Annotated in this window: 20 protein-coding genes; 7 read left to right on the top strand and 13 right to left on the bottom strand. The window is 63.9% G+C overall.

Annotated elements, in window-relative coordinates; translation table 11 throughout:
- The first annotated feature begins 71 nt into the window (after window positions 1-71).
- Both LRP30_RS19105 and fabA read left to right on the top strand, forming a co-directional pair.
- Window positions 72-1,139 carry a GGDEF domain-containing protein gene (locus LRP30_RS19105; protein ID WP_130219627.1) on the top strand — a complete coding sequence of 356 codons (1,068 nt, stop codon included), beginning with the start codon at window positions 72-74 and terminating at the stop codon, window positions 1,137-1,139.
- A 92-nt stretch (window positions 1,140-1,231) separates the two neighbouring features.
- Window positions 1,232-1,762 carry a bifunctional 3-hydroxydecanoyl-ACP dehydratase/trans-2-decenoyl-ACP isomerase gene (fabA, locus tag LRP30_RS19100; RefSeq protein WP_249761357.1) on the top strand — a complete coding sequence of 177 codons (531 nt, stop codon included), beginning with the start codon at window positions 1,232-1,234 and terminating at the stop codon, window positions 1,760-1,762.
- 16 nt (window positions 1,763-1,778) lie between these two features.
- Here fabA and LRP30_RS19095 read toward each other — a convergent pair whose 3' ends face one another.
- From LRP30_RS19095 to LRP30_RS19055, 9 genes are all read right to left on the bottom strand, one after another.
- Window positions 1,779-2,732, bottom strand: coding sequence for an IS110 family transposase (locus LRP30_RS19095; RefSeq protein ID WP_249761356.1), 954 nt, complete (start codon window positions 2,730-2,732; stop codon window positions 1,779-1,781).
- 264 nt (window positions 2,733-2,996) lie between these two features.
- Window positions 2,997-3,425: a TfoX/Sxy family protein gene (locus tag LRP30_RS19090; protein WP_249761355.1), complete on the bottom strand. Its 429-nt coding sequence runs from the start codon at window positions 3,423-3,425 to the stop codon at window positions 2,997-2,999.
- Window positions 3,426-3,606: 181 nt separating this feature from the next.
- Window positions 3,607-4,005 carry an iron-sulfur cluster assembly accessory protein gene (locus LRP30_RS19085; RefSeq protein WP_091887957.1) on the bottom strand — a complete coding sequence of 133 codons (399 nt, stop codon included), beginning with the start codon at window positions 4,003-4,005 and terminating at the stop codon, window positions 3,607-3,609.
- Window positions 4,006-4,048: 43 nt separating this feature from the next.
- Window positions 4,049-4,420 (bottom strand): SUF system Fe-S cluster assembly protein, encoded by a 372-nt coding sequence (locus tag LRP30_RS19080; RefSeq protein WP_091887959.1) that lies wholly within the window; start codon window positions 4,418-4,420, stop codon window positions 4,049-4,051.
- Window positions 4,417-5,664, bottom strand: coding sequence for a cysteine desulfurase (locus LRP30_RS19075; protein WP_249761354.1), 1,248 nt, complete (start codon window positions 5,662-5,664; stop codon window positions 4,417-4,419). Before LRP30_RS19075 ends, LRP30_RS19080 begins: the two co-directional genes overlap by 4 nt.
- Window positions 5,661-6,965 carry a Fe-S cluster assembly protein SufD gene (gene sufD / locus LRP30_RS19070; protein ID WP_249761353.1) on the bottom strand — a complete coding sequence of 435 codons (1,305 nt, stop codon included), beginning with the start codon at window positions 6,963-6,965 and terminating at the stop codon, window positions 5,661-5,663. The genes LRP30_RS19075 and sufD overlap by 4 nt, the downstream gene beginning before the upstream one ends.
- Window positions 6,966-6,977: 12 nt before the next feature.
- Window positions 6,978-7,730 (bottom strand): Fe-S cluster assembly ATPase SufC, encoded by a 753-nt coding sequence (gene sufC, locus LRP30_RS19065; protein ID WP_164935130.1) that lies wholly within the window; start codon window positions 7,728-7,730, stop codon window positions 6,978-6,980.
- A gap of 61 nt (window positions 7,731-7,791) precedes the next feature.
- Complete coding sequence (gene sufB / locus LRP30_RS19060; protein ID WP_249761352.1) at window positions 7,792-9,288, bottom strand: Fe-S cluster assembly protein SufB; 1,497 nt, start codon at window positions 9,286-9,288, stop codon at window positions 7,792-7,794.
- Window positions 9,289-9,410: 122 nt separating this feature from the next.
- The gene (locus LRP30_RS19055; RefSeq protein ID WP_249761351.1) at window positions 9,411-10,550 is read right to left on the bottom strand and encodes a cysteine desulfurase family protein; all 1,140 of its coding nucleotides are present in this window, start codon (window positions 10,548-10,550) and stop codon (window positions 9,411-9,413) included.
- Between the two features lie 335 nt (window positions 10,551-10,885).
- Between LRP30_RS19055 and LRP30_RS19050 the strand changes: the two genes are divergently transcribed.
- A complete protein-coding gene (locus LRP30_RS19050; protein WP_014495555.1) occupies window positions 10,886-11,533 on the top strand; it encodes an alpha/beta hydrolase in 648 nt (215 codons plus the stop codon).
- 111 nt (window positions 11,534-11,644) lie between these two features.
- Here the strand turns inward: LRP30_RS19050 and LRP30_RS19045 are convergent, their stop codons facing one another.
- The 3 genes from LRP30_RS19045 to LRP30_RS19035 form a co-directional block, all read right to left on the bottom strand.
- Window positions 11,645-11,968, bottom strand: a complete 324-nt coding sequence (locus tag LRP30_RS19045; protein WP_128934096.1) for a multidrug efflux SMR transporter — start codon at window positions 11,966-11,968, stop codon at window positions 11,645-11,647.
- Window positions 11,969-11,978: 10 nt separating this feature from the next.
- Window positions 11,979-12,656: a glutathione S-transferase family protein gene (locus LRP30_RS19040; protein ID WP_128934097.1), complete on the bottom strand. Its 678-nt coding sequence runs from the start codon at window positions 12,654-12,656 to the stop codon at window positions 11,979-11,981.
- A 96-nt stretch (window positions 12,657-12,752) separates the two neighbouring features.
- The gene (locus tag LRP30_RS19035; RefSeq protein WP_249761350.1) at window positions 12,753-13,856 is read right to left on the bottom strand and encodes an anhydro-N-acetylmuramic acid kinase; all 1,104 of its coding nucleotides are present in this window, start codon (window positions 13,854-13,856) and stop codon (window positions 12,753-12,755) included.
- A 165-nt stretch (window positions 13,857-14,021) separates the two neighbouring features.
- Here LRP30_RS19035 and tyrS point away from each other — a divergent pair, with 165 nt between their 5' ends.
- The 4 genes from tyrS (at window position 14,022) to LRP30_RS19015 (ending at window position 19,316) form a co-directional block, all read left to right on the top strand.
- Window positions 14,022-15,275: a tyrosine--tRNA ligase gene (gene tyrS, locus LRP30_RS19030; protein ID WP_128934099.1), complete on the top strand. Its 1,254-nt coding sequence runs from the start codon at window positions 14,022-14,024 to the stop codon at window positions 15,273-15,275.
- A 57-nt stretch (window positions 15,276-15,332) separates the two neighbouring features.
- Window positions 15,333-16,604, top strand: coding sequence for an MFS transporter (locus LRP30_RS19025; RefSeq protein WP_249761349.1), 1,272 nt, complete (start codon window positions 15,333-15,335; stop codon window positions 16,602-16,604).
- A 220-nt stretch (window positions 16,605-16,824) separates the two neighbouring features.
- Complete coding sequence (locus tag LRP30_RS19020; RefSeq protein ID WP_249761348.1) at window positions 16,825-17,262, top strand: DoxX family protein; 438 nt, start codon at window positions 16,825-16,827, stop codon at window positions 17,260-17,262.
- Window positions 17,263-17,621: 359 nt separating this feature from the next.
- A complete protein-coding gene (locus LRP30_RS19015) occupies window positions 17,622-19,316 on the top strand; it encodes a methyl-accepting chemotaxis protein (protein ID WP_249761347.1) in 1,695 nt (564 codons plus the stop codon).
- A gap of 232 nt (window positions 19,317-19,548) precedes the next feature.
- Here the strand turns inward: LRP30_RS19015 and LRP30_RS19010 are convergent, their stop codons facing one another.
- A complete protein-coding gene (locus LRP30_RS19010; protein ID WP_249761346.1) occupies window positions 19,549-23,358 on the bottom strand; it encodes a DUF3971 domain-containing protein in 3,810 nt (1,269 codons plus the stop codon).
- Window positions 23,359-23,456: the final 98 nt, after the last annotated feature.

Here is a 23,456-nt window from a genome sequence, read left to right as displayed (position 1 = left end):
CCGTTAGCCTACGAACATAATTTAAGCATTGCTGCGGTCGCGGGCGCACCGACCGCTGTGGGGTATGTTCCGTGGTCAAGGTTCTCGACGAACACGAACGCACGATGGCGTTCGCCGAGGTAGCGCTCGGTCAGATCCGATCGCTTCGGCAGACGGCAATTCCCCGCAACTACGAGATCTGGTACGTCTACGCCACCGGCTACAACGCACCGCTCAACAAGATCATCAACGAGACGCTGGCGCGCAACGGCAAGCTGACCGAAGCCGATCTCGAGCAGATCTACGAGACCTATCTCTCCCACATCAAGACCACCGACCGCATCGACAAAGTCGGCGCGCGCGTCATCGGCGAGATCGACGACGTGATGAAGGTCCTCGGCGATGCGCTCGGGATGAGTGGCGCCTACGACGCCAGCCTGTCGGGTGCGACCGAGAAACTGTCGTCAGCCAAGAGCCGCGACCAGATCAAGGCGATCGTGGAGACGCTGCTGCGTTCGACCAGCGAGATGCGCGAGGCCAACAAGGCGCTGGAAGGTCGCCTGACGCTGTCAAAGAACGAGATCAGCAATCTCCAGCAGAGCCTGGAGGCGATCCGAGCCGAGAGCCTGACCGATCCGCTCACCGGCCTCGGCAACCGCAAATATTTCGACCGCATGATCGGCATGGCCGTGCAGAGCGCGCTCGCCTCCGGCGAGCCGCTGTCGCTGCTGCTGTTCGACATCGATCATTTCAAGTCGTTCAACGATTCCTACGGCCATCTCACCGGCGACCAGGTGCTGCGGCTGGTCGGCTTGTCGCTGAAGCAGACCATCAAGGGCCAGGACATCACGGCGCGCTATGGCGGCGAGGAATTCGCGGTCGTGCTGCCCAACACCGCGCTGCGCCAGGCGCTCACGGTGGCCGATCACATCCGCCGCGCGGTGATGGCGAAGGAATTGAAGAAGAAGTCGACCGGCGAGATCCTCGGCCGCGTCACCATCTCCGTCGGCGTCTCCCTGCTCAAGCAGGGCGACGACACCGACGCGCTGATCGAGCGCGCCGATGCCTGCCTCTACGCCGCCAAGCGCAACGGCCGCAACCGCGTGATCTGCGAAGTCGATCCGGAATACGCGGTCGAGACGCACAACCGGGTGGCGTGAGGCTAGTCGCGCGCCTGAAAATTCGCGTGCTTGACATTCTCGCCCGACGAACGACATTTTCCTCGCCGCGCAAGCATCGAGGATCCGTCGTCTTGCCAAATCCGCATGATTTCCATACGCCGCAATCCTCCTACACCAGGGACGAACTGCTGATATCTGGCGAAGGCGGCTATTTTGGCCCCGGCAATGCGCAATTGCCGGCACCGCCGATGCTGATGATGGATCGCATCACGGAGATCAGTTTGGACGGTGGCGAATACGGCAAGGGTCATATCGTCGGCGAGCTGGATATCGCACCTAGCCACTGGTTCTTCGATTGCCACCATCGCGGTGACGCGATGATGCCGCCAACTCTGGGCCTCGATGCCATGTGGCAGATGATCGGCTATTGGCTCGGCTGGTCGGGCTCACCGGGCAAGGGCCGCGCCATCGGCGTCGGCGAGGTGGAGTGCACGGGCACCATCACACCGAGTGCGCAACGCGTCCGCTACGAGGTCGCCATGCGCATGGTCCGGCGCGGCAAGCTGGTGCTGGGAATTGCCGACGGCAGTGTGCTTGCCGACGGCACTTGCGTCTTCGTGGCGAAGGATATGCGGGTTGGCCTGACCAAGGCCGTGGATTGAGCTGCCGTAGCAACCATTAAACGCCGAGGAGTTTTTCAGTCCACGGCGTTCCGCGTTGCACGACGGTGTTGGCATAGATGAGCAGCTTGCGCGCGCATGCGATGAGAGCGGCATTGTGAGCCTTTCCGGCCGCAGTCAGGCGGGCATAGAGGGTCATGACGGCCTTATTCCAGCGGAAGGCCGCAGGCAGGGCTGCCGCAAACAGAGAGCGACGCAGGCGAGCGCGGCCGCCGGCGATACGGCGTTGGCCCTTGTACTGCCCGCTATCGTTGTCGAAGGGAGCCAGCCCGGCAAGGGCTGCGACTTCCTCCCGGCTGACACGGCCGAGTTCAGGCATGCGGACCAGGAGGGCCAGTGCCGTGCGCTCACCGATCCCGGGAATGCTCATCACGAGGTCAAGGCGGACAGCGAGATCGTGGTGAGCGCGTAGTTGCTTGGCGATGTGACGGATTTGGGAGAGCCGCCTTGCCTTCAACCGGGCAATGTCATCCAGCACGATGCGGCGTAGCCCAGGCTTCTCGAGATGCTCGAGCCGGGTCTTGAAGCGCTTGATGTCGTCCTCGATCTGCTCGAGGAAGGTGAGCTGCTCGGCGAGCTCCGCCAAGCGCGGATCCGGCGCACTCCTCACCTCTTCGAGCGATGCCGCGCAGGCAGCAATCAGCGCGGCATCCAGCGTATCGTTCTTGGCGCGACGCAATCGGGAGCGGCCAAACGCCTTGACCTGGATCGGCTGCAGCACCAGCACGATGACGCCGGCCGCACGCAAATGCTCCACTACCCCACGCTCGTAACCGCCGGTCGCTTCGATCCCGACTCGCTTGACGCCAGCTTTGGTCAGCAGTTGCACCAGCTTCCGCCAACCGGGAAGGTCGTTGGCGACCTCCCAACCCTCGTCTCGACCATGAACTACAATGTCGAGCTTCGCCTTGGACGTATCGATTCCCGCTGTCGTCGTGCTAGTCTGTGCCATCTTCGTCGCCCCTGCCTTGTGAAGCGAACCTGATTGTTCCGGCAACCATCCGGGTCCGATGAAGGTGCTGGCGCGATCCTGCTACGGGGCAGCCACAAACTGCTCAGGGTGGGCGCGATCCGATCGCCAGCGGCCTGCCGCGGGTTGCAGCCGCGGCAGGCCATTCCTCACGGAACACGCCGACAATATCTGATTGCGCTATTACAAGGGTGGGCAAAGGCGCGCGCACGCGCCGTGCCCACCATGTCTCCGACATCATGATTATCAACGGTGGGCACGCTTCGCTTTGCCCACCCTACGTGCCGTCTTCTTGGCCGGCCGTTTCTTCGTGGCAAGCTTCTTCGGCGCGGCCTTCTTCGCCTTCGGCCGCTTCTTCACCTTGGCGCGCTGGGCGGCGGCGAGTGCTGCCCTCGCCCATTGCGCCAGCTCCTCGGAATCGTCGAACAGCCGCGCCGGCAGCTCCCAATAGGAGTTCACCAGCACGGTCTTTGCGCGGGTCGAATATTGAAACGGCTTTGAGCCTTCCGCCTCGAAATTCGGGATCGTGACCTCGTCAGCGCGGAAGAACAGCCCGGCGCGCAAGGACAGCGCGAAGTTGATCCCGTCGGCGGAGATGCCGTAGCCGGAAAACATTTTTCGGATGGTGACGGGGCCGAAATCGGCGAACAGGTCGATCAGGAATTCGCGGTCCATGGCCCAACTCTCTCTCCACCGTCGTCCTGGCGAAAGCCAGGACCCATTACCCCAGGGAGTAGTTTAGCGAAGAGTAAAAGTTACGCCACGCGGTACGGATACCTCCCACGATCGAGGCATCACGCGGTATGGGTCCTGGCTTCCGCCAGGACGACAGCGGTGGGGGTTGCGAAAGCCGGGCTTAACCCTCAACCTTCGCCGGCCGCAGCTCGACCGACTCGCCGCAGCCGCAGGCGGAGACTTGGTTGGGGTTGTTGAAGACGAACTGGGCCTGCATCTTGTCGGCCTTGTAGTCCATCTCGGTACCGAGCAGGAACAGCACGGCCTTGGGATCGACCAGGATCTTGACGCCCTTGTCCTCGACGACCTCGTCGGTCGGGCGGATCTCGTGGGCGTATTCGACGGTGTAGGATTGGCCGGCGCAGCCGCCGTTCTTCACGCCGACGCGCAGGCCGACGATCTCGGAGTCCGCGCGCTGGGTCAGCTCGGTGATCCGCTGCGCGGCAGCATCCGTCAGCCGCATCACCTGCGGGCGCGGCCGCCGGGGCTTTGGTGTCGAAGCTGGTGTCGCCTGGGTCATGTTATCTATGTGGTCCGTTGCGAAGCGAATTCAATGCGAGCCGTCACCACATGTTCAGCACGAGGCGGGCCTCGTCGCTCATGCGCTCGGGCGACCACGGCGGTTCCCAGACGACCTTGACGTCGACCACGCCGACGCCGGGGACGCTGGCAACCGCATTCTCGACCATGGTCGGCAACTCGCCGGCGGCCGGACAGTTCGGCGTCGTCAGCGTCATCAGCACGTCGACCGAGCGGTCGTCCTTGATCTCGACCTTGTAGATCAGCCCGAGCTCATAAATGTCGGCCGGGATTTCCGGATCGAACACGGTCTTGAGGCCCGCGATGATCTCGGTGGTCAAGCGCTCGGTCTCCTCCGGCGGCAGCGCCGAATGGGTCTCCATCGGATTGGCTTTGACGTCGGCCATGTCACTCATGCGAACAAATCCCGCGCTTTCAGAAGCGCCTGTGCCAGATGATCGACTTCTTCCCGCGTATTATACATGCCGAACGAGGCCCGGCAGGTGGCGGTGACGTTGAACCGCTCTAAAAGCGGCATCACGCAATGGGTGCCGGCGCGCACCGCGATGCCCTGGCGATCGATCACGGTGGCGACATCGTGGGGATGCGCGCCCTTGAGCTCGAAGGAGATCACCGGCCCCTTGCCGCGCGCGGTACCGATCAGCCGCAGCGCGTTGATCTCGCGGAGCCGGTCCTGGGCGTAGGTGACGAGATCGTGCTCGTGCGCGGCGATGCGCTCCTTGCCGATCGAATTGACGTAATCGATGGCGGCACCGAGGCCGATCGCTTCGACGATGGGCGGGGTGCCGGCTTCGAACTTGTGCGGCGGATCGCCATAGGTGACCCAGTCCTTCGCAACCTCGCGGATCATCTCGCCGCCGCCGTTGAACGGCCGCATCGCGACAAGGTGCTCGTGCTTGGCATAGAGCGCGCCGATGCCGGTCGGGCCATAAATCTTGTGGCCGGTGAACGCGTAGAAATCGCAGTCGAGATCCTGCACGTCGACGGGCAGATGCACCGCGCCCTGCGCACCATCGACCAGCACGGGAATGCCGCGATCGTGGGCCAGCCGCACGACCTCCTTGATCGGAACGAATGTTCCGAGCGCGTTCGACATCTGGGTGATGGCGACAAGCTTGGTCTTCGGCGTCAGCAGCTTCTCGAACTCGTCGATCAGGAAATTGCCTTCGTCATCGACGGGCGCCCATTTGATCACCGCGCCATGGCGCTCCCTGAGGAAATGCCAGGGCACGATGTTGGAATGGTGCTCCATGATCGAGAGGACGATCTCGTCGCCTTGCTTGATGTTCGGCTCGCCCCAGGACGACGCCACGAGGTTGATGGCCTCGGTGACGTTGCGGGTGAAGATGATCTCCTCTGTGCGGCGGGCGTTGACGAACTGCGCGACTTTTGCTCGCGCGCCCTCATAGGCTTCCGTCGCCGCATTGGCGAGGTAATGCAGGCCGCGATGCACGTTAGCGTATTCGCTGGTATAGGCCTGCGTCATGCGGTCGAGCACCGCGCTGGGCTTCTGCGCCGAGGCGGCGTTGTCGAGATAGACCAGCGGCTTGCCGTAGACCTGCATGGCGAGCGCCGGAAAATCCTGGCGAACGCGCGCAACGTCGTAGGCGCCGTTCTTGAGGGCCGGATGCGTGTTCATGACCGCCGCTCCAACCAGCGCTCGGCGATGCCGATCACGTACTCGCGTAGGCCGTCGTCGGCGATCTGCTCGATCGCCTCGCCGACGAAGGCCTGGATCAGCAGCGCCTGGGCCTGCTTCTCCGGCAGGCCGCGCGCCTTCAGATAGAACAACAGGCTCTCGTCCAGCGCGCCGGCGGTTGCGCCGTGGCCGCAGGAGACGTCGTCGGCAAAAATCTCGAGCTCGGGCTTGTTGTCGGCCTCGGCTTCATCCGAGAGCAGCAGCGCGCGGGTCATCATCTTGCCGTCGGTCTTCTGCGCGTCGGGACGAACGATGATGCGGCCCTGGAACACCGAATGACCCCGGTCGTCGATCACGGCGCGGAAAGTCTCGCGGCTGACGCAGTTTGGCACGGCATGGTCGACCAGCAACGTGGTGTCGCCATGCTCGGTCTTCTGCAACAGGTTTACGCCGTTAGCCGAGAGCTCGCTGCCCTCGCCCGCCAGCGTGATGAAGCCCTGCAAGCGGCTGACGGCAGCGCCAGTGGTCATGTTGAAGAAGTTGAGCTTCACATTGGCGCCGACCGTGACGAACTGCGAGGTGACGTTGACCGCGTCCGCCGCATCGTCCATCAGGCGAATATGTGCAACATCGGCGCCGTCGCCAACCGTCACGAGCACGGCATCGTTGACCTGGTAGGCCTTGGCGCCGGCCGCAACGAAACTCTCGACGATGGTGGCGCGAACGCCCTTCCCGATCGCAACCTGCGAACGGGTGAAGGTCGACGCGGAAGCCGCGGTTGCGATGTGGATGATCTGGATCGGCGCGGACAGCTGCGCGCCATCAGCGATCGACAGCACGACGCCGTCGGTTGTCATGGCGGCGTTCAGCGCGATCACGGCATCGGTGGACGCGGTATTGAGGAGGTCGGCATCCTTCTCCAGCGTCTCCCGCAGCGTCTTGAGGCTCGCCTCGGAGCCGAGCGCTTTCACGTCGGACAGATCCGCCGCAAACACGCCGTCGACCAGCACCAGCTTGCGGGCGCCCGCGATCGCATGCGCCTTCACCGCGTCCGCGGCGCGCTTCAACGCGGCCGAATCGGGCGCCGCTGCCAGCGGCAGCACCTCACCGACCAGCGCACGCAGATCGGTGTACTTCCATTCCTCGATCCGGCGGTGCGGCAGGCCGAGACGCTCATAAGTCTCGAACGCCTCGCGGCGTGCCGCGATCACAGAGGGCGAACCCGGCAAGCGGCCTTCAGCGCTGGCGAAGAGATCGCTCACCGCGCGGCCGTTCCCGGTCTTTGCCACAGCAACGTTCATCTCCAAAATTCCTTACGCGGCATCCTCGAACTGGGTGTAGCCGGAAGCTTCCAGCTCCAGCGCCAGTTCCTTGTCACCGCTCTTCACGACACGGCCCTTCGACATCACGTGCACGAAATCGGGCACGATGTAGTTGAGCAGCCGCTGATAATGGGTGATGACGACCATCGCGCGCCCCGGCGAGCGCAGCGCGTTGACGCCGTCGGCCGCGATGCGCAGCGCGTCGATGTCGAGGCCGGAATCCATCTCGTCGAGGATGCACAGGCTGGGCTCGAACAGCGCCATCTGGAGCACCTCGTTGCGCTTCTTCTCGCCGCCGGAGAAGCCGACATTGACGCCACGCTTGAGCATGTCCTGCGGGATGTTCAGCGACTTCGAAACCTCGCGGACCTTCTTCAGAAATTCCGGCACCATCAGTTCGCTCTCGCCGCGCGCCTTACGCTGGGCATTCAGTGCGGTGCGGAGGAAGTTCATGGTGGTGACACCGGGAATCTCGACCGGATACTGGAAAGCCAGGAACACGCCCTTGGCGGCGCGCTCGTCGGGATCCATCTCCAGGAGGTCCTCGCCCCTAAACAGGATTTGGCCGTCGGTGACCTCATAGCCGGGCTTGCCGGCGATGACATGAGAGAGCGTCGACTTGCCGGAGCCGTTCGGCCCCATGATCGCGTGCACCTCGCCCTCGTTCACGGTCAGCGTCAGCCCGTGGAGGATCTCACGCTCCTCGACGCGAACCTTGAGGTCTTTCACTTCAAGCAAAGCCATTTTGGTGTCCAGTCTATTCAAATGAGGCATGGAGCGCCTAGGCGCACCGCGAGGGTCGGTGTTAACCGACCGACCCTTCAAGCGAGATCGAGATCAGCTTCTGCGCTTCCACCGCGAATTCCATCGGCAGCTGCTGAAGCACATCCTTGACGAAGCCGTTGACGACGAGGCCGACGGCCTCTTCCTGCGAGAGGCCGCGCTGGACGCAGTAGAACAGCACGTCCTCCGAGATCTTCGACGTCGTCGCCTCGTGCTCGAACGTCGCGGACGAGTTCTTCGCCTCGATGTACGGCACGGTGTGCGCGCCGCATTTGTCGCCGATCAACAAGGAATCGCAGGCGGTGAAGTTGCGCGCGCCGGTCGCTTTGCGGTGCGCGGTGACGAGGCCGCGATAGGTGTTCTGCGATTTGCCGGCGGCGATGCCCTTGGAGATGATGCGGCTCGACGTGTTCTTGCCGAGATGAATCATCTTGGTGCCCGAATCGACCTGCTGGAAGCCGTTCGAGATCGCGATCGAGTAGAACTCACCACGCGAGTTGTCGCCGCGGAGAATGCAGCTCGGATACTTCCAGGTGATCGCCGAACCGGTCTCGACCTGGGTCCAGGAGATCTTGGAATGGGCGCCGCGGCAGTCGCCACGCTTGGTGACGAAATTGTAGATGCCGCCCATGCCTTCCGAATTGCCCGGGTACCAGTTCTGCACGGTCGAATATTTGATCTCGGCGTCATCGAGCGCGACGAGCTCGACCACGGCGGCATGCAGCTGATTCTCGTCGCGCTGCGGCGCGGTGCAGCCCTCGAGATAGGAGACGTAGGAGCCCTTGTCCGCGATGATCAGCGTGCGCTCGAACTGGCCGGTGTTGCGCTCGTTGATGCGGAAATAGGTCGACAGCTCCATCGGACAGCGCACGCCCGGCGGCACGTAGACGAACGAGCCGTCGGAGAACACCGCCGAGTTCAGCGTCGCGTAGAAATTGTCCGACGTCGGCACCACGGAGCCGAGATATTTCTGCACCAGCTCAGGGTGCTCGCGGATCGCCTCCGAGATCGGCATGAAGATCACGCCGGCTTTCTTCAGCTCGGCCTTGAAGGTGGTCGCAACCGAGACCGAATCGAACACCGCATCGACTGCGATCTTGCGGCGGGCCGGGTCTTCCTCGCCGACCTTGGGCTCGACGCCTTCGAGCATGGCGACTTCACGCAAGGGGATGCCGAGCTTCTCGTAGGTCTTCAGGATCTCCGGATCGATCTCGTCGAGCGAGGTGACCGTCTTCTTCGGCTTCGGCGCCGCGTAATAGTAGATGTCCTGGAAGTCGATCTTGGGATATTCGACGCGGGCCCAGGTCGGCTCGGTCATGGTCAGCCAACGGCGATACGCCTCGAGCCGCCACTGGAGCATCCAGGCGGGTTCGTTCTTCTTCTGGGAGATGAATTTTACGATCTCTTCCGACAGCCCCTTTGGGGCCTTCTCGGAGTCGATCAGGGTTTCAAACCCATAACGATACTGATCGACGTCGATGCGCTTCACGCGCTCGACCGTCTCTTGTACGGCTGGCATTCCATCCTCCGCTCGCGGTTTCAAGGACCGCGGTGGATCAAACTCGGACGAGTATTACGTCTATTACGATGTTTTTTGGCGGAAAGCACGCACCTAGAACCATTCAAGCCGTGTTTCGTCGCCTAGCCCTTAAGTAGGTTATTACCGAGCTTTCGCCAAGCCTCTAACGCTCGATTGATCTCCTCGAGTTCCGTGGACCAGCCAAGACTGAGGCGCACCGCTCCTTGGGCCACAGTGGGATCGTACCCCATGGCCGAAAGCACGTGGGACGGCTGGACCTTTCCCGATGAACAGGCCGAACCTGACGACACGGCGACGCCTGCGAGGTCAAAGCCGATCACAGCGGTCTCGGCCTTCAGGCCTGGCGCGGTGAAAAGGACGGTATTTGGCAACCGCTCCACTTCGTCCGCAAAGACCGTTACCCCAGCAACGGCGCGAAGGCCAATTTCCAAATGATTCCTGATGGTTGCCATTCGCTTCGCATCCTCCGGCAGAGCCTGAAGCGCCACTTTGACCGCCGCGCCAAAGCCGGCAATCCCAGCGACATTCTCGGTGCCCGCCCGGCGGTTGAGCTCCTGCCCGCCCCCACGCAGAACCGGCTCCAGGCCGGCGAGCCCTTCCGCCACTGCTAGCGCGCCAACCCCCTTCGGGCCGCCGATCTTGTGCGCAGAAAAGGTCGCAAGGTCTGCGCCCACAGTCTTGATATCGAATGGAATTTTGCCGAGCGCCTGAATCGCATCGACGTGCAGGAGGCCGCCGGCCTCATGAACGATCCGCGCGGCCACCGCGACCGGCTGGAGCGCGCCCGTCTCGTTGTTGGCGGCCATGATGGAGACCAGTGCCGGCGGACCGCCACCGAGTTGGTCCCTCAGATCCTCGAGGTCGATGACGCCGGAATGCGTCACCCGAATCTGACCGATCTTGTCCGCCGGGAACCGGCCGCCCGCCAGCACCGAGGCATGCTCGACTGCGGAGACCAGCAGTCGCTCGACGGGGCCGCCCGACGGCCCCCGCAGGCCGGGCGACAGCGCCAGCCCGTTGGCTTCGGTTCCGGCTGAGGTGAAGATGACGTTCCGCGGTAGCGCACCTACGGCGGTGGCCAGCGTGGCACGGGCCTCCTCGACCAGGCGGCGTGCCTCCCTGCCCTCGGCATGGACCGAGGATGGATTGCCGATCAGGTCGTATGCAGCCAGCATCGCAGCCCTCGCCTGAGCGCGGAGCGGCGTGGTCGCGTTCCAATCGAGATAGACCCGGATCGACATTGAGTAAGATATTACCTCACATAACAGGGATGGTTGCGCCGTCCCGACATGGGCCGCGGGCACGCGCTTGGCAACCATGATTCCGAACGGTGCGGCCGCGGTGACGCGACCATGACACGCTAACATCTTGAACCCGTTGGGCGATGTTCAAGATGCTTGCTTTTTGACCCTGTGCCTATGTTAGAACGCGCACCGTCAGTCACCGCGCGCCGTCAGCGCATCACCGCACGACGCGCCCTCTCACTCTTCATTGCGCTTTCGTCGGCATCTGCCGATGAAGCCACAATCGGTTGATTGCCGAGGTCGCCTCCAGGAAATCAATCAAGAGATCATCGATGCCCGAAGTCATTTTTACCGGCCCTGCCGGCCGTCTCGAAGGCCGCTACCATCCGGCCAAGCAGAAGAACGCGCCGATCGCGATGATCCTGCATCCGCATCCGCAGTTCCACGGCACGATGAACCATCAGATCGTGTACCAGTGCTACTACGCTTTTGCACATCGCGGCTTCTCCGTGCTGCGCTTCAATTTCCGCGGCGTCGGCCGCAGCCAGGGCTCGTTCGACCATGGCACCGGCGAATTGTCGGATGCGGCCGCAGCGCTCGATTGGGCGCAGACCATCAATCCCGAGGCGCGCGCCTGCTGGGTCGCCGGCTTCTCCTTCGGCGCCTGGATCGGCATGCAGCTCTTGATGCGCCGCCCGGAGGTCGAAGGCTTCATCTCGATCGCGCCGCCTGCCAATCTCTACGACTTCTCGTTCCTTGCGCCCTGCCCGTCCTCAGGCCTGATCGTGCATGGCGAGAAGGATGCGGTGGTGCCGCCCAAGGACGTCAACACGCTGGTCGAGAAGCTGAAGACGCAGAAGGGCATCGTGATCGACCAACAGGTCATTCCCGGCGCCAATCACTTCTTCGACGCCAAGCTCGAGCCGCTGATGGAGACCATCACGGCTTATCTCGACATGCGCCTCGCCAACGTGCGCTGAGGTCCTGTAGCCCGGATGGAGCGCAAGCGAAATCCGGGAAACTCCATCCGCAGACACAGGGCCCCGGATTGCGCTTCCGCTCCATCCGGGCTACGGGACTGAGTTCGCCGCTCAAGCCAGCTTGAGTGCGACGATCCCCGTCAGCACAAGCGCGATGCCCGCAAGCTTCACCGCGCTCAAGGTTTCGCCGAACAGAACGACACCCAGCAGGAACGTGCCGGCCGCGCCAATGCCGGTCCACACCGAATAGGCAACGCCGACCTCGAGCACCTTCAAGGCACGCCCGAGCAGGAAGACGAAGGCGGCGAGCAGCACCAGCGAGGCGAGGCTCCAGCCTGCGCGCGTGTAACCTTCCGCATATTTCATCGAGATCGCCCAGCCGACATCGAGCGCGCCGGCGATCACCAGCATGAGCCAGGCCGTGGACTGCGACATTGGCGTCGCCTCAGGCCGCGAGCTTCAAGAGATGCGCATCGTGCCGCACCAGGAAGGCGCGCAGCAATTGCGGATAGTCCGCGCCGACCGCAGAGCGCACGCTCGGACGCTTCGCGAGCTCGGCCCGCCACCCGCGGACCTTGGGCAGATCGCTGAAGATGCGAAGCTCGGTCAATTCATCGAACACGTCGAAATAGCGGAAGACCGGGGCGAACACCGCATCGACGAGGCTGAATGTCTCGCCCGCGAAATACGGCCCTGCGCCAAGCGCGGCTTCCACGCGTGCGAATTTGGCCGCGAGCGCTTGGCGCTTGCTCTCGAATGTCGCCGGATCGGTCGTCGTCTCCAGCCCCCAGAGGTCGCCAAGGATCGCCGAGCCGAACTCCATCCAGGCGCGGTGCTCGGCACGTTTCAGCGCATCCGCCGGATGCAGCTTCGCGCCTGTTTGCGTGTCTTCGATGTACTCGCAGATCACGTTGCTCTCGAACAACGCAACCTCGCTCTTGTCGGTCGCAACCACCAGCACCGGCACCTTGCCGAGCGGCGATAGCTTCAGGAACCATTCGGGCTTGTTGGCCAGATCGATATCGATCCGCTCGAACGGCACGCCCTTCTCCTTGAGCGCGATGACGGCACGCTGCACGTAGGGACAAAGCTTGTGACTGATCAGTTTGAGCGAAGCGGTCATGGTGGCGATCTCGGCGGTTAAATGCAACTGCATCTATATAGATGCAATTGCATTAACTCGTCAAGGTCGATGCATCTGCATCAACTGCCTGTGACTTCAGGGCCGTGCGATCACCCCGCCCGTCATCGGCATCGGCACGCCCGTGGTCGCCGGATAGGACAGCGGCAGGCCCTTCAGTCCGCGGGCGGCGAGGAAGCCGAAGGCCTGCGCCTCGATGGCGTCGGAGGCCCAGCCGAGCGTTTCGGCGGCCTCGACGGTGGCCGAGCCCACCCGCTCGCGCAGCATCCGCAGCATGGTGAGGTTGCGAGCCCCGCCGCCACAGACGATCCAGCTGCGCGGCCGCCGCGGCAGCAATGGAATGACCCGGGCGATCGCCGCCGCGGTAAAGGCGGTCAGCGTCGCGGCGCCGTCGGCCGGCGGCATGTCGCCGAGCTTCAGCGCAGCAAAATCATTGCGGTCGAGCGACTTTGGCGGCGGAGCTGCAAAGAACGGCAGCTCCAATGCGCGCGCGATCCAGGCCTCATCAGCCTTGCCGAGCGCGGCGAATTTTCCTTCGGCATCGAACGCCTGGTTCATGCGGCGGTACATGAAGTCGTCGAGCAGCGCATTGCCGGGTCCGGTGTCGCAGGCGATCAGCGTGTCGTTACCGTCGATATAGGTGATGTTGGAGACGCCGCCGATATTGACCACGACAATCGGCCCCTCGCGCTCGAGCGAATTGGCCAGCGCCCGATGGTAAACCGGCACGAACGGCGCGCCCTGCCCGCCGGCCTCGACGTCGGCGGCGCGGAAATCATGCACCACTGGGATATGGATCGCCTTGGCCAGCGCCGGCCCATCGCCGATCTGCACCGTCAACCGCTTTTCGGGCCTGTGCAGCACGGTCTGGCCGTGGAAGCCGACGATGTCGATGTCCTCCGGCCTCATCCGGTTCTGCGCGACGAAAGTGGCGACCGCCTCGGCATGGGCCCGCGTCACCACGCGCTCGGCCTCGGCCAGGATCCCCGGCCGAGCATCGCGTTGGGACAGGTGCACGGCCTCGCTCAGCGCCTGGCGCAGCAGGTTGCGCTCAGCGGGACTATAGGGCCGGTAGCCGGTCGGCCCGAACGCCTTCACCTGCTTACCGTCGGTTTCGATCAGGGCGACATCCACACCGTCCAGCGAGGTGCCGCTCATCAAACCGAGTGCCGTCAACATCATGGATCAGCGTCCTCAAAAGACCCGCCCTGGCATGCCGATCTTGTGCCAGAGGGACACATCTTATAATGCCACAGCGCCAAGTGGCGGGTGGCAATCGAGTTCCCATGCAAGACTCTTAAATTGCCCCCAAAACAGTAAACCAAGAATTGTCAGGCACGCCGACAGATGACTGCATTTAAATCGGATTTCCTCAATACCCTGCAGGAACGTGGATTCATCCACCAGTGCTCCGATTTCGAGGGGCTGGACGCGCTCGCCGCCAAGGGTGAGGCGACCACCTATGTCGGCTACGATTGCACCGCCCCCTCGCTGCATATCGGCAACTATCTGACCATGATGATGCTGCACTGGCTCCAGCAGTCGGGCAACAAGCCGATCACGCTGATGGGCGGCGGTACCACGATGGTGGGCGATCCCTCCGGCAAGGACGAGACGCGCGCGATGCGCACCGTCGCCGAGATCGAGGCCAACAAGGCCTCGATCCGCGGCGTGTTCGCAAAGGTGCTGCGCTATGGCGAGGGCAAGAGCGACGCGGTCATGCTCGACAATGCGGAGTGGCTGACCAAGCTGAACTGGATCGAGATGTTGCGCGACGTCGGCCGGCATTTCTCGGTCAACCGCATGCTGACCATGGACTCCGTGCGGCTGCGCCTCGAGCGCGAGCAGGAGATGAGCTTCATCGAGTTCAACTACATGGTCTGCCAGGCCTACGACTTCGTCGAGCTCGCCAAGCGCACCGGCTGCCGTCTCCAGATGGGTGGCTCCGACCAGTGGGGCAACATCATCATGGGCGTCGATCTCGGCCGCCGCATGGGCACGCACCAGCTGTTCGCGCTGACGACGCCGCTGCTGACGACCGCGTCAGGGGCCAAGATGGGCAAGACGGCGCAAGGCGCGGTCTGGCTCAACGCCGACCAGTTCTCGCCGTATGATTTCTGGCAGTACTGGCGCAACACCGAGGATGCCGACGTCGGCAAATTCCTGAAGCTGTTCACGACGCTGCCCATGGCTGAGATCAAGAAGCTCGAAGCGCTCGGCGGCTCCGAGATCAACGAGGCCAAGAAGGTGCTCGCGACCGAAGCGACCGCGCTGCTGCACGGTCGCGACGCTGCCAACGAGGCAGCCGAAACTGCGCGCCGCACCTTCGAGGAAGGTGCGCTCGCCGAAACCCTGCCGACGGTGGAAATTCCGCGTGGCGAGCTCGATGCAGGTTTCGGCGTGCTCAACGCCTTCGTTAAGGCGGGCTTGGTTGCCTCCAACGGCGAAGCCCGGCGCCAGATCAAGGGCGGCGGCCTGCGCATCAACGACGCGCCGGTCACCGACGAGAAGATGGCGCTGTCAGGAGCAAATCTGACGCCGGAGGGCGTGATCAAGCTGTCGTTCGGCAAGAAGAAGCACGTCCTCATCAAGCCTGCATAGGCGTATGAGCTTTTCGCTGCTTGTCAGGGCGCGCCGAAGCGCGCTCCCTGACCGGCAATGGACCAGAACACGCCCAGGGAAACCAACAGGGAAACGAACAGGGATGGCGTCGCGGTAACGCCGCAAGGCGCCGTGCGCATCGCGCTCACCGTGCTCGCGCTCTGCTTCACACTGGCTGTGCTGGGCCGCGGGCTCGGCGACAGTTTTACGGTGTTCCTGAAGCCGATCTCCGAGAGCTTCGGCTGGGACCGCGCGCAGATCGTCTCGGTCTATTCGCTGACCTGGCTCGCCAGCGGTCTCACCGCGCCCTTCGTCGGACGCCTGTTCGATCATTCCGGACCGCGCCTCGTCTATGCGCTCGGGCTGCTGTTGCTCGGCGCTGCGTTCCTAATCGCGGCGCACGCACAGCACTTGTGGCAATTCCAGCTCTCGGTCGGCCTCTGCGTCGGTATCGGCATTGCCTTCATCGGCATCGTACCGAACTCGATCCTGCTTGGCCGCTGGTTCGGGCCCCGCCTGCCGACTGCGATGTCGGTGGTCTATTCGGCGATGGGCGGCGGCGTGCTGGCACTGCTGCCGGCCTCGCAGCTTCTGATCGATCACATCGGCTGGCGCGGCACCTACCAGCTGTTCGGCTTCGCGGCTCTGGGCCTGCTGGTGCCGCTCATGCTGCTGCCGTGGCGGCTGTTCGCTGCCGGCTCGCCGCATGTCGTGAAGAAGACCGATCCTGATTTCGTCGACAACGGCTGGACGCTTCTCGGTGCCATGCGGCACCACTCATTCTGGGCGCTGTTCTCGACCTTCTTCTTCACCGCGGTCGGCATGTATGCGATCGCCGCGCAGATCGTGGCCTATCTGATCGACGCCGGCTTTCCGCCGCTCCAGGCCGCGACCGCCTGGGGCTTCTCCGGCGTCGTGCTGGTGTTCGGCATGTTGGGAGTCTCCGCCCTCGACGGGCTAATCGGGCGCCGCCCGTCGGTGCTGCTGAGCTACGCGATCTCGATCCTCGGCATCTTCCTGCTCTGGCTCTTGCAGTATGATCCAAACATCATCCTGCTCAGCGGTTTCGTCGTCTGCTTCGGCAGCATGATGGGCTCGCGCGGCCCGCTGATCAGCGCCACCGCGATGAGAATCTTCCAGGGTAAACGCGTCGGCACCATCTACGGTACCATCTCGATCGGCAGCGGCCTCGGCTCGGCATTCGGCTCCTGGAGCGGCGGCCTGATTCATGATGCAACCCACGGCTACAATGCAGTGCTCGCCTTCGCACTTGCGAGCGTGGTGCTCGGGATGATTCCGTTCCTGGTCGTGCCCGCCTTGCGGCGGTAGGTTTCTCAGGGGTAACTTGAGTTCATTGGCGTCACCGGACAATTACGGGGGGCATGACGCAAACACGAGCAAATAATTCGGATCGAACGCGAGCCTGCGGTGTTTTGTCTGACATGACGAAAATGTCAGAACGGAATTCATCCTGGGTGGCTTGCGAGGCCGAACCGAATGCGGTCCAAGTCGCAGCATTGGGTCACAGCATTGGATGGAGGGCAAACCAATGAACTTTCCTTATCTCACCCGCTTTGAACCGGTTCTCCTGAGCCTGTTCCGCTTCATCACCGGCCTGTTGCTGTTCCAGTACGGTATCGCCAAGCTGTTCAAGTTTCCGGTGCTCCCGTACTTCGCGAACATTCCGCCGATCATCTACGCGGCCGGTACGCTTGAGCTTGTGCTCGGAGCGCTCCTGATGCTCGGCCTGTTCACCCGCCTCTCGGCTTTCATTCTCTCGGGTGAAATGGCCTTCGCCTACTTCATGGGCCACATGTTCAAGGGCGAAGCGCCGGTGTTCCTGCCGCTGCTCAACGGCGGCACCGCCGCGATCCTGTTCTGCTTCGCCTGCCTCTACCTCTCGGCAGCCGGCGGCGGCTCGGTCAGCGTCGATGCGGCGATGGGCAAGGAAAGCGAATCGACCGGCGGCGCGTTCGCGCGGCGCTGACGCGCTCAATTGGCGTGCAAGTAACGGATGGCGCCGGCAGCTTCGCCGGTGTCATCTACCGCGAGCCCAGCACGTTCCAGATCAGGACGAGGGCCGCCACGAGCAGCACGGACATGATGATGCGGTGAACGAATCGATTCATCGCTGTCCCGGCCAGGCTCGGTCATAACCATAATCCAGCATCATTTCTCACCGCGATCTGGCGCGCTATGCGCAGGCGAAGCGCGTTGCGCCTGCACATTTGCGCATGCGGCTGCGAACGCTGTGCGAGCGGCAGCACGTCGCACGCGTCCGTTCATGATTGGTAAGAACTTCATGCTACCGACGCGTGCAATAATAACCATTCCGTAGAGGCCGTGATGCAGCTGCTGAGTCATCTCAAGATCCGCACCAAGCTCGCCAGCATGGTCTGCCTCGCGGCGCTCACGGTCACGGCCATCATCGGAGTATCGGCCGTGCTCAGCAAGAGCCGCATGATGGAGGACCGCGTCCAGCAGATGCGGACCGCGGTGGAGCTCCTCTATAACTACGCGCAATCGCTCCAGGAGGAGGTGACGGCCGGCAAGCTCACGCAAGCCGAGGCCAAGGGCTTGTTCCACCAGCGCGGCCGACGCATGAGCTTCAATGGCGGCCAGGGCTACCCGGTGGTCTATAATCAGGACACCTCCCTGGTCGTGAATGGCGCCAATCAGCAGCTCGAAGGCAAGATCACCGGCGCCAAGGATTCCAACGGCGTGCTGATCGCCGACGCCATCATCAAGGCCGGCAGCGAGACCGCGCAAGGCGGTGTGACCTCGTATCTCTATCCCCGCCCCGGCCAGACCGAGCCGGTCCGCAAGACCGTGTTCGCGCGCAAATTCGCGCCCTGGAACGTGACGATCAGCTACGGACTCTATGTCGACGACATCGACGCCGACGTGCGCGCGCTGACGCTGGAGCTGGCCGCCGTCGGCATCGGCCTGATGCTGCTGATGGCGACGCTGTCCTGGCTGATCGCCCGCGACGTGCTCGGCGCGCTCGACCGCCAGAAGAACCGCATGCAGGAGATTTCCGAAGGCGCCATCGACAAGGTGGTCGAGGAGACCGACCGCGGCGACGAGATCGGCCGCATGGCCGAGACGCTCGAAGTGCTGCGGCAAACCGCGCTGACGGCACGCACCCTGGAGGCTGAGCAGGTCGCCACCAAGGCCCGCAGCGAGCAGGAGAAGCGCGATGCCTTGATCGCGCTTGCCGACCGCTTCGATGCCTCCGTCGGCCAGCTCGTCGGCCTGATGGCTTCGGGCTCCGGCGAACTCGAGGCCACCGCCAAGTCGATGTCGTCCACTGCCGAAGGCACCAACCGCCGCGCTGCCGTGGTCGGCTCGGCCGCCACCGAGGCCAGCCAGCGCGTCCAGACGGTTGCGGCTGCAGCCGAAGAGCTCTCCTCCTCGATCACCGAGATCAGCCGTCAGGTCGCGCAGTCTGCCGAGGTCACCGGACGCGCGGTGGACAGTGCCCGCCGCACCGACACCATCGTGCGCGCGCTGTCCGATGGTGCGCAGCAGATCGAGCATGTCGCCGAGCTGATCTCCAGCATCGCGGCACAGACCAATCTGCTCGCGCTCAACGCCACCATCGAGGCCGCACGCGCGGGCGAAGCCGGTCGCGGCTTCGCCGTCGTCGCATCCGAGGTGAAGTCGCTCGCGAGCCAGACCGCGGAAGCCACCCGCGAGATCGGCGACAAGATCGCCCAGATCCAGGGCGCGACCAAGGAAGCGGTGGAGGCGATCGGCGGCATCACCGCTACCATCGAGGAGGTCAGCCGCATCGCCACCTCGATCGGCGCCGCCATCGAGGAGCAAGGCGCCGCCACCGCCGAGATAGCCCGTAGCGTCTCGCAGACCGCGGAGGCGACCAAGGAGGTCACCACCAATATCGGCGGCGTCAGCACGGCTGCGAACGAGACCGGCAATGCCGCCGGCATGGTGCTCGCGGCGGCCTCGAGCCTCTCCAAGCAGGCCGAACAGCTCTCCGGCGAAGTCGGCACGTTCCTGGCCGGCGTGCGCGCGGCGTAGGCGACGGGGCGTAGTCCAGAGCAGGCGATCGATTGAGCCGCGGGTTTCTTAAACCTCTCCGCTTGCGGGAGAGGTCGGCACGAAGCGCCGGGTGAGGGCTTTCTCCTCATTGGGAATCTCGCTGCGGAGACACCCTCTCCCCAGCCCTCTCCCGCAAGCGGGAGAGGGAGTCCACCTTACGTCGTGGCTGTAATCGAACCTGATCAGCTACGAACTACAACGAGCCCCGCTTCTATCGCCGCGCGAGGCTGCAGCCGCTCGACAGCTGGCGCGTCGATCCGGTCGAGCCGTCGTTCGACTGCGACGGGAATTCGTCGAACGGCGAGTTCTGCTTACCGGTGTTGAATTCGAAGATCTTGCGGAAAAGGCCCGGTGCCATCGCCGAGATCGGATTGACGCGCATCACGGGCGCGGCCGGCGTGCCGACAACCTCGTAGGTCACGCCGATCAGCCCCTCGTTGTTGCCGCCGCCGAGGAAGATGCCGAACAGCGGGATCTGGCCGAAGATGTTGTTGACGCCATACATCGGCACGAAGGTGCCGCTCATGCAGACCTGGTTGCCGGGATAGTCGATCGAGCCCTCGATAGTGGCGCCGATCATCGGTCCCTTGACCACGCCGTCGCGGATCGTGAGCGCGCCGTTCTGCCGTGTGAACTCGGCGCGGAGCGCGCTGAAGGAGACGCCGTTGCCGGTGCCGTTGGGCGCGCCGGCAGCGACGCGTTCGAGCTGCGCCTCGCCCTTCACCGTGAAGTCGCGCACGTTGATGAGACCCTCGCGCGACGTGTTCGGCTCGGATGTCGGCGGCTCCATCGCTACCACCATCTGGCCGCCAACCGCCTTGGTGTAGGTGTCGGTGAAGCGCAGCAGCGCGCCGGCGTCGTTGGTCTGGAGGTAGATCACCTCGCGATTGCCTTGCGCGCGGCCGCCGCGCAGGTCGGCCGCAACAGGCGTATCGCGACCGATCTTGCCGCTCAGCGTAAATGCTTTGATGGCGCCATTGCGTTTCGACATCTTCGCGTCGACGCTGCGCATCGCCTCGCCGTTGAAACCCGCGACGGCACCGAGCTTCACGTCGATATCGAAATCGACGTTCTTCATCTTGTTCTTGCCGTCGTCCTTGGAATTGCCTGAGATCGCCGACTTCAGAAAGCCGCGGCCGTCAAAGACGTCGCCGCGCATGGTGCCGCGCAGCACGCCGTCCTGACCGCGCTCGGCCTTCAATGAGGTCTTGTCGCCGTCAGACGGCGAATAGGTTGGGAAATTCACGTTCATGAGGTCGCCGTTCGCGTCGACCTCGAGCGAGCCCTTGATCGAGGCGCCGCCGCCTTCGATGACGATATCTTCCAGGCGCGTCGATTGCGCCGTCGGCACCACCTTGAAGCTGGCCTTGCCGGACTTGCCCGGCAGCTTGACCCAGCCGGGCAGGATGTTGTCGAGCTTGACGGAGGTCAGATCGGCCTCGACGCCGAGCTTCGTGGTCTGGTCCGCGCCGCTCGCGATCTTGCCCGACAGCTTGATCGGCAACGATCCGCTGACGGCGGGGCTCAGATCGAATCCGAGACGCGCGCGGCTGGCATCGTCTAGCGTCGCCTGCAATCTGACGTCCGCATCGCCTTCAGTCGGCTTGCGATAATCGATCGAGGCAGCTTGTCCGTTGATCTTGACGTCGCCCTTGACCTGATAGCCCTGGTTGCTCGCGACGATCTTGAGGTTGTTGGCCTCAAGCTTCTGGTTCATCACCAGCTTGTCGGCGGCAAAGCCGTTGAGGTCGGCGGTCACGGCATAGGTGGTGTCGGCCTTGGTCAGCTCGCCCTTGACCGGCATGCCGAGCTGGATGTTCGCCGAGAACGTTCCCTTGCTGGTGTTGGGATCGACGACGGTCGACGACAGATCGCTCAGGCGATCATTGGCGAGCATTTCGGCCGCGGCGGGAACGGGTCCCTCGACGCGGAACTTGGTGCGCGACGGCGACGGCTTGGGCGCCATGTCCGGCACTTCGAAGGTGAAGTCGGAGATCGTGATCTTGCGGCCCGCGGGCGTATCGGCAATGCCCTGCCCGATGTTCACGGTCGCGGTGCGCCCGGTCACCCGCGCCTTCAGATCGGCATCATGCACCACCGGCATGCCGTCCACGGGACGGACTGCGACGCCGCTGGCGACGATGTTGACCGACAGGCCGTCGTCGGGAATCGGCGGGCCCTTGCGCGGCAGGTTCTTCGTCGGCGAATTGATGCCGATCTCGATGCGCTGGAGCGTGCCACGCTCGATCCGCTCGATCACCCATTCACGCAGCTCGGGAACGATCAATGTGGGCCACATCCGCTTCAGCGCGGAGGCCGACATCGGCGTTCCCGCAAAGCCGAGCGTCAGCCGCGGCTCACCGGAATAGTCGATGGCACCGGTGCCGGCGACGCCGATCTCGCCATTGCTGATATCGGCCTGCGTCAGCAAGAGACGCTTGTGGTCGGTGTCGAAACGGAAGCCGATCGCAATCCGGTTGAAGACGAGCGGCGGCTCGTTGTCGATACCGCCGAGCAGGATCGAGCCGCCACTGAAGCCGAGCTGCCAATCATTGGTAGCGCCGTTCGGTGGCTCGAGATGCCCCAGCAGCGTCAGGCGGTTGGCGCCAGAGAGAACCTTGAATGGTGCGACCAGCACCCGCCGGTTCGCGTCCCACTCGACGTTGATCTCGGCCTGATCGATCGCCATCGGATAATCGGGCGTGTCGGTATCGATGATATTGCCGGCGCCGACCGCGATCTTGCCACGGAAGAAGGTCGGCACGCCGTCGCGGCCGAGCTCGCCCTTCAGCTCGCCCGTCAGCGGCAGGTCGGCGGTATAGGTGAGATCCTTGACCCGCAGCGCCAACAGGATGTTGGAGGTCGAGACCTTGTCGGCGCGGATATCGACCGAGCGCACGCCGTTCTCGACCGGCCCGATCGTGGCGCGCAGCATCCACGGACGCGCGCCCTCCTCGCCGAGGCTAAGCGTAACGCCGCCACGGCTCGGCCGGCGCAGGCTCAGCGTGATGTTCTCGAACGACCATTTGCTCCCACGCTGCTGGTCGTCGACAATCAGATTGCCGTTCTTCAGACCGATCTCGTTGAGGTTCTGACCGTCGAGGCCGGTCATGCTCAAACTGTCGAGCCAGTCGAGGCCCTGCAGAATTCCGCTCTGTGCGGTCGCCTGAGGCGCGGCCTGGGACGCGTCCGGGCTCGCAGGCTGAGTGGCGAATGGCGGCGGCGGGACGCCATTGCGCGGGAATGTCGGCGGCAGGCCCGCCTCTTTCTTGGAGGCCACGCCGGTAGCCAGCGGCTTTGCGGTGTCGCCGGCCGAGACCGTGACGGTGCCGTCAGGCGCGATGCGGATCGCAAGCTCGGCATCGACGAGATTGAGGCTTTCGGCGCGCAGATGCCCCATCAGGAGACCCGCACCCGATAGCTTCACCTCGGCCTTCGGCGCACTGGCGACAATGGCGTGATCGCGGTCGCGGACGATGATGTCACGGATGCGGACGGCGATACGGACCCGCCCCGCCCGCTCGATCTGCGTGCCGCCCACCTCCACGGTGTTGCCGTGGCCGATATTGTCCTCAATGGCGGCTGCCAGCCATGGCGTTGCAATGTCGAGATTGATGGGACCCGCGCCGAGCCGCCACCACAGCGCGCCGAAACAGCCGACGAAAATGACGATGAGGGCACTGACGACAATGGCAAAGCGCATCAGCCATCGACCGCCGCCCAGCCAGCGGTGCAACGACCTGAATCCGTCACCGAAACGATGGAAGCCCGAATTGGAGCGCGACAGCAGCCGGCGCGCGCGATGGCCCGCCGCCTCCTCTTGATCCGGATCCCAATCGGCGTCGTCCCATTCCTGCGGCTGTGGTTGACCGCCGCGCCGATCGAAGTCCCGGTTGTAGTCTTGGGGCGACTTATTCCTTGCCATTGCCTCTCGATACAGGCGCCCATCATAGGATTGAGCGCCGCCGGGACCGCAGCCGTCGATGGGGAGCGAAGACCCCCGCGCCGGCACTGCCGCCATACCTCGAATATTCCTGCTGTTCGTCATTTCGCCCCGGAAGCGCGTTCAACGAGCAGTGGGGTGGTGCGTGGAATTCCTTGTAACCATACTCCGGCGTC

This window comes from Bradyrhizobium sp. C-145 (assembly GCF_023375135.1).
GTDB classification, from domain to species: domain Bacteria; phylum Pseudomonadota; class Alphaproteobacteria; order Rhizobiales; family Xanthobacteraceae; genus Bradyrhizobium; species Bradyrhizobium zhanjiangense.
This window is presented reverse-complemented; position numbering and strand designations above follow the sequence as displayed.

Bases quoted from the DNA above. Each gene is read 5' to 3' on its own strand.
- LRP30_RS19095 (WP_249761356.1), bottom strand. From the start codon at position 2,732: ATGGCACAGACTAGCACGACGACAGCGGGAATCGATACGTCCAAGGCG.
- LRP30_RS19090 (WP_249761355.1), bottom strand. From the start codon at position 3,425: ATGGACCGCGAATTCCTGATCGACCTGTTCGCCGATTTCGGCCCCGTC.
- LRP30_RS19085 (WP_091887957.1), bottom strand. From the start codon at position 4,005: ATGACCCAGGCGACACCAGCTTCGACACCAAAGCCCCGGCGGCCGCGC.
- LRP30_RS19080 (WP_091887959.1), bottom strand. From the start codon at position 4,420: ATGAGTGACATGGCCGACGTCAAAGCCAATCCGATGGAGACCCATTCG.
- LRP30_RS19075 (WP_249761354.1), bottom strand. From the start codon at position 5,664: ATGAACACGCATCCGGCCCTCAAGAACGGCGCCTACGACGTTGCGCGC.
- sufD (WP_249761353.1), bottom strand. From the start codon at position 6,965: ATGAACGTTGCTGTGGCAAAGACCGGGAACGGCCGCGCGGTGAGCGAT.
- sufC (WP_164935130.1), bottom strand. From the start codon at position 7,730: ATGGCTTTGCTTGAAGTGAAAGACCTCAAGGTTCGCGTCGAGGAGCGT.
- sufB (WP_249761352.1), bottom strand. From the start codon at position 9,288: ATGCCAGCCGTACAAGAGACGGTCGAGCGCGTGAAGCGCATCGACGTC.
- LRP30_RS19055 (WP_249761351.1), bottom strand. From the start codon at position 10,550: ATGTCGATCCGGGTCTATCTCGATTGGAACGCGACCACGCCGCTCCGC.
- LRP30_RS19050 (WP_014495555.1), top strand. From the start codon at position 10,886: ATGCCCGAAGTCATTTTTACCGGCCCTGCCGGCCGTCTCGAAGGCCGC.
- LRP30_RS19045 (WP_128934096.1), bottom strand. From the start codon at position 11,968: ATGTCGCAGTCCACGGCCTGGCTCATGCTGGTGATCGCCGGCGCGCTC.
- LRP30_RS19040 (WP_128934097.1), bottom strand. From the start codon at position 12,656: ATGACCGCTTCGCTCAAACTGATCAGTCACAAGCTTTGTCCCTACGTG.
- LRP30_RS19035 (WP_249761350.1), bottom strand. From the start codon at position 13,856: ATGATGTTGACGGCACTCGGTTTGATGAGCGGCACCTCGCTGGACGGT.
- tyrS (WP_128934099.1), top strand. From the start codon at position 14,022: ATGACTGCATTTAAATCGGATTTCCTCAATACCCTGCAGGAACGTGGA.
- LRP30_RS19025 (WP_249761349.1), top strand. From the start codon at position 15,333: ATGGACCAGAACACGCCCAGGGAAACCAACAGGGAAACGAACAGGGAT.
- LRP30_RS19020 (WP_249761348.1), top strand. From the start codon at position 16,825: ATGAACTTTCCTTATCTCACCCGCTTTGAACCGGTTCTCCTGAGCCTG.
- LRP30_RS19015 (WP_249761347.1), top strand. From the start codon at position 17,622: ATGCAGCTGCTGAGTCATCTCAAGATCCGCACCAAGCTCGCCAGCATG.
- LRP30_RS19010 (WP_249761346.1), bottom strand. From the start codon at position 23,358: ATGGCGGCAGTGCCGGCGCGGGGGTCTTCGCTCCCCATCGACGGCTGC.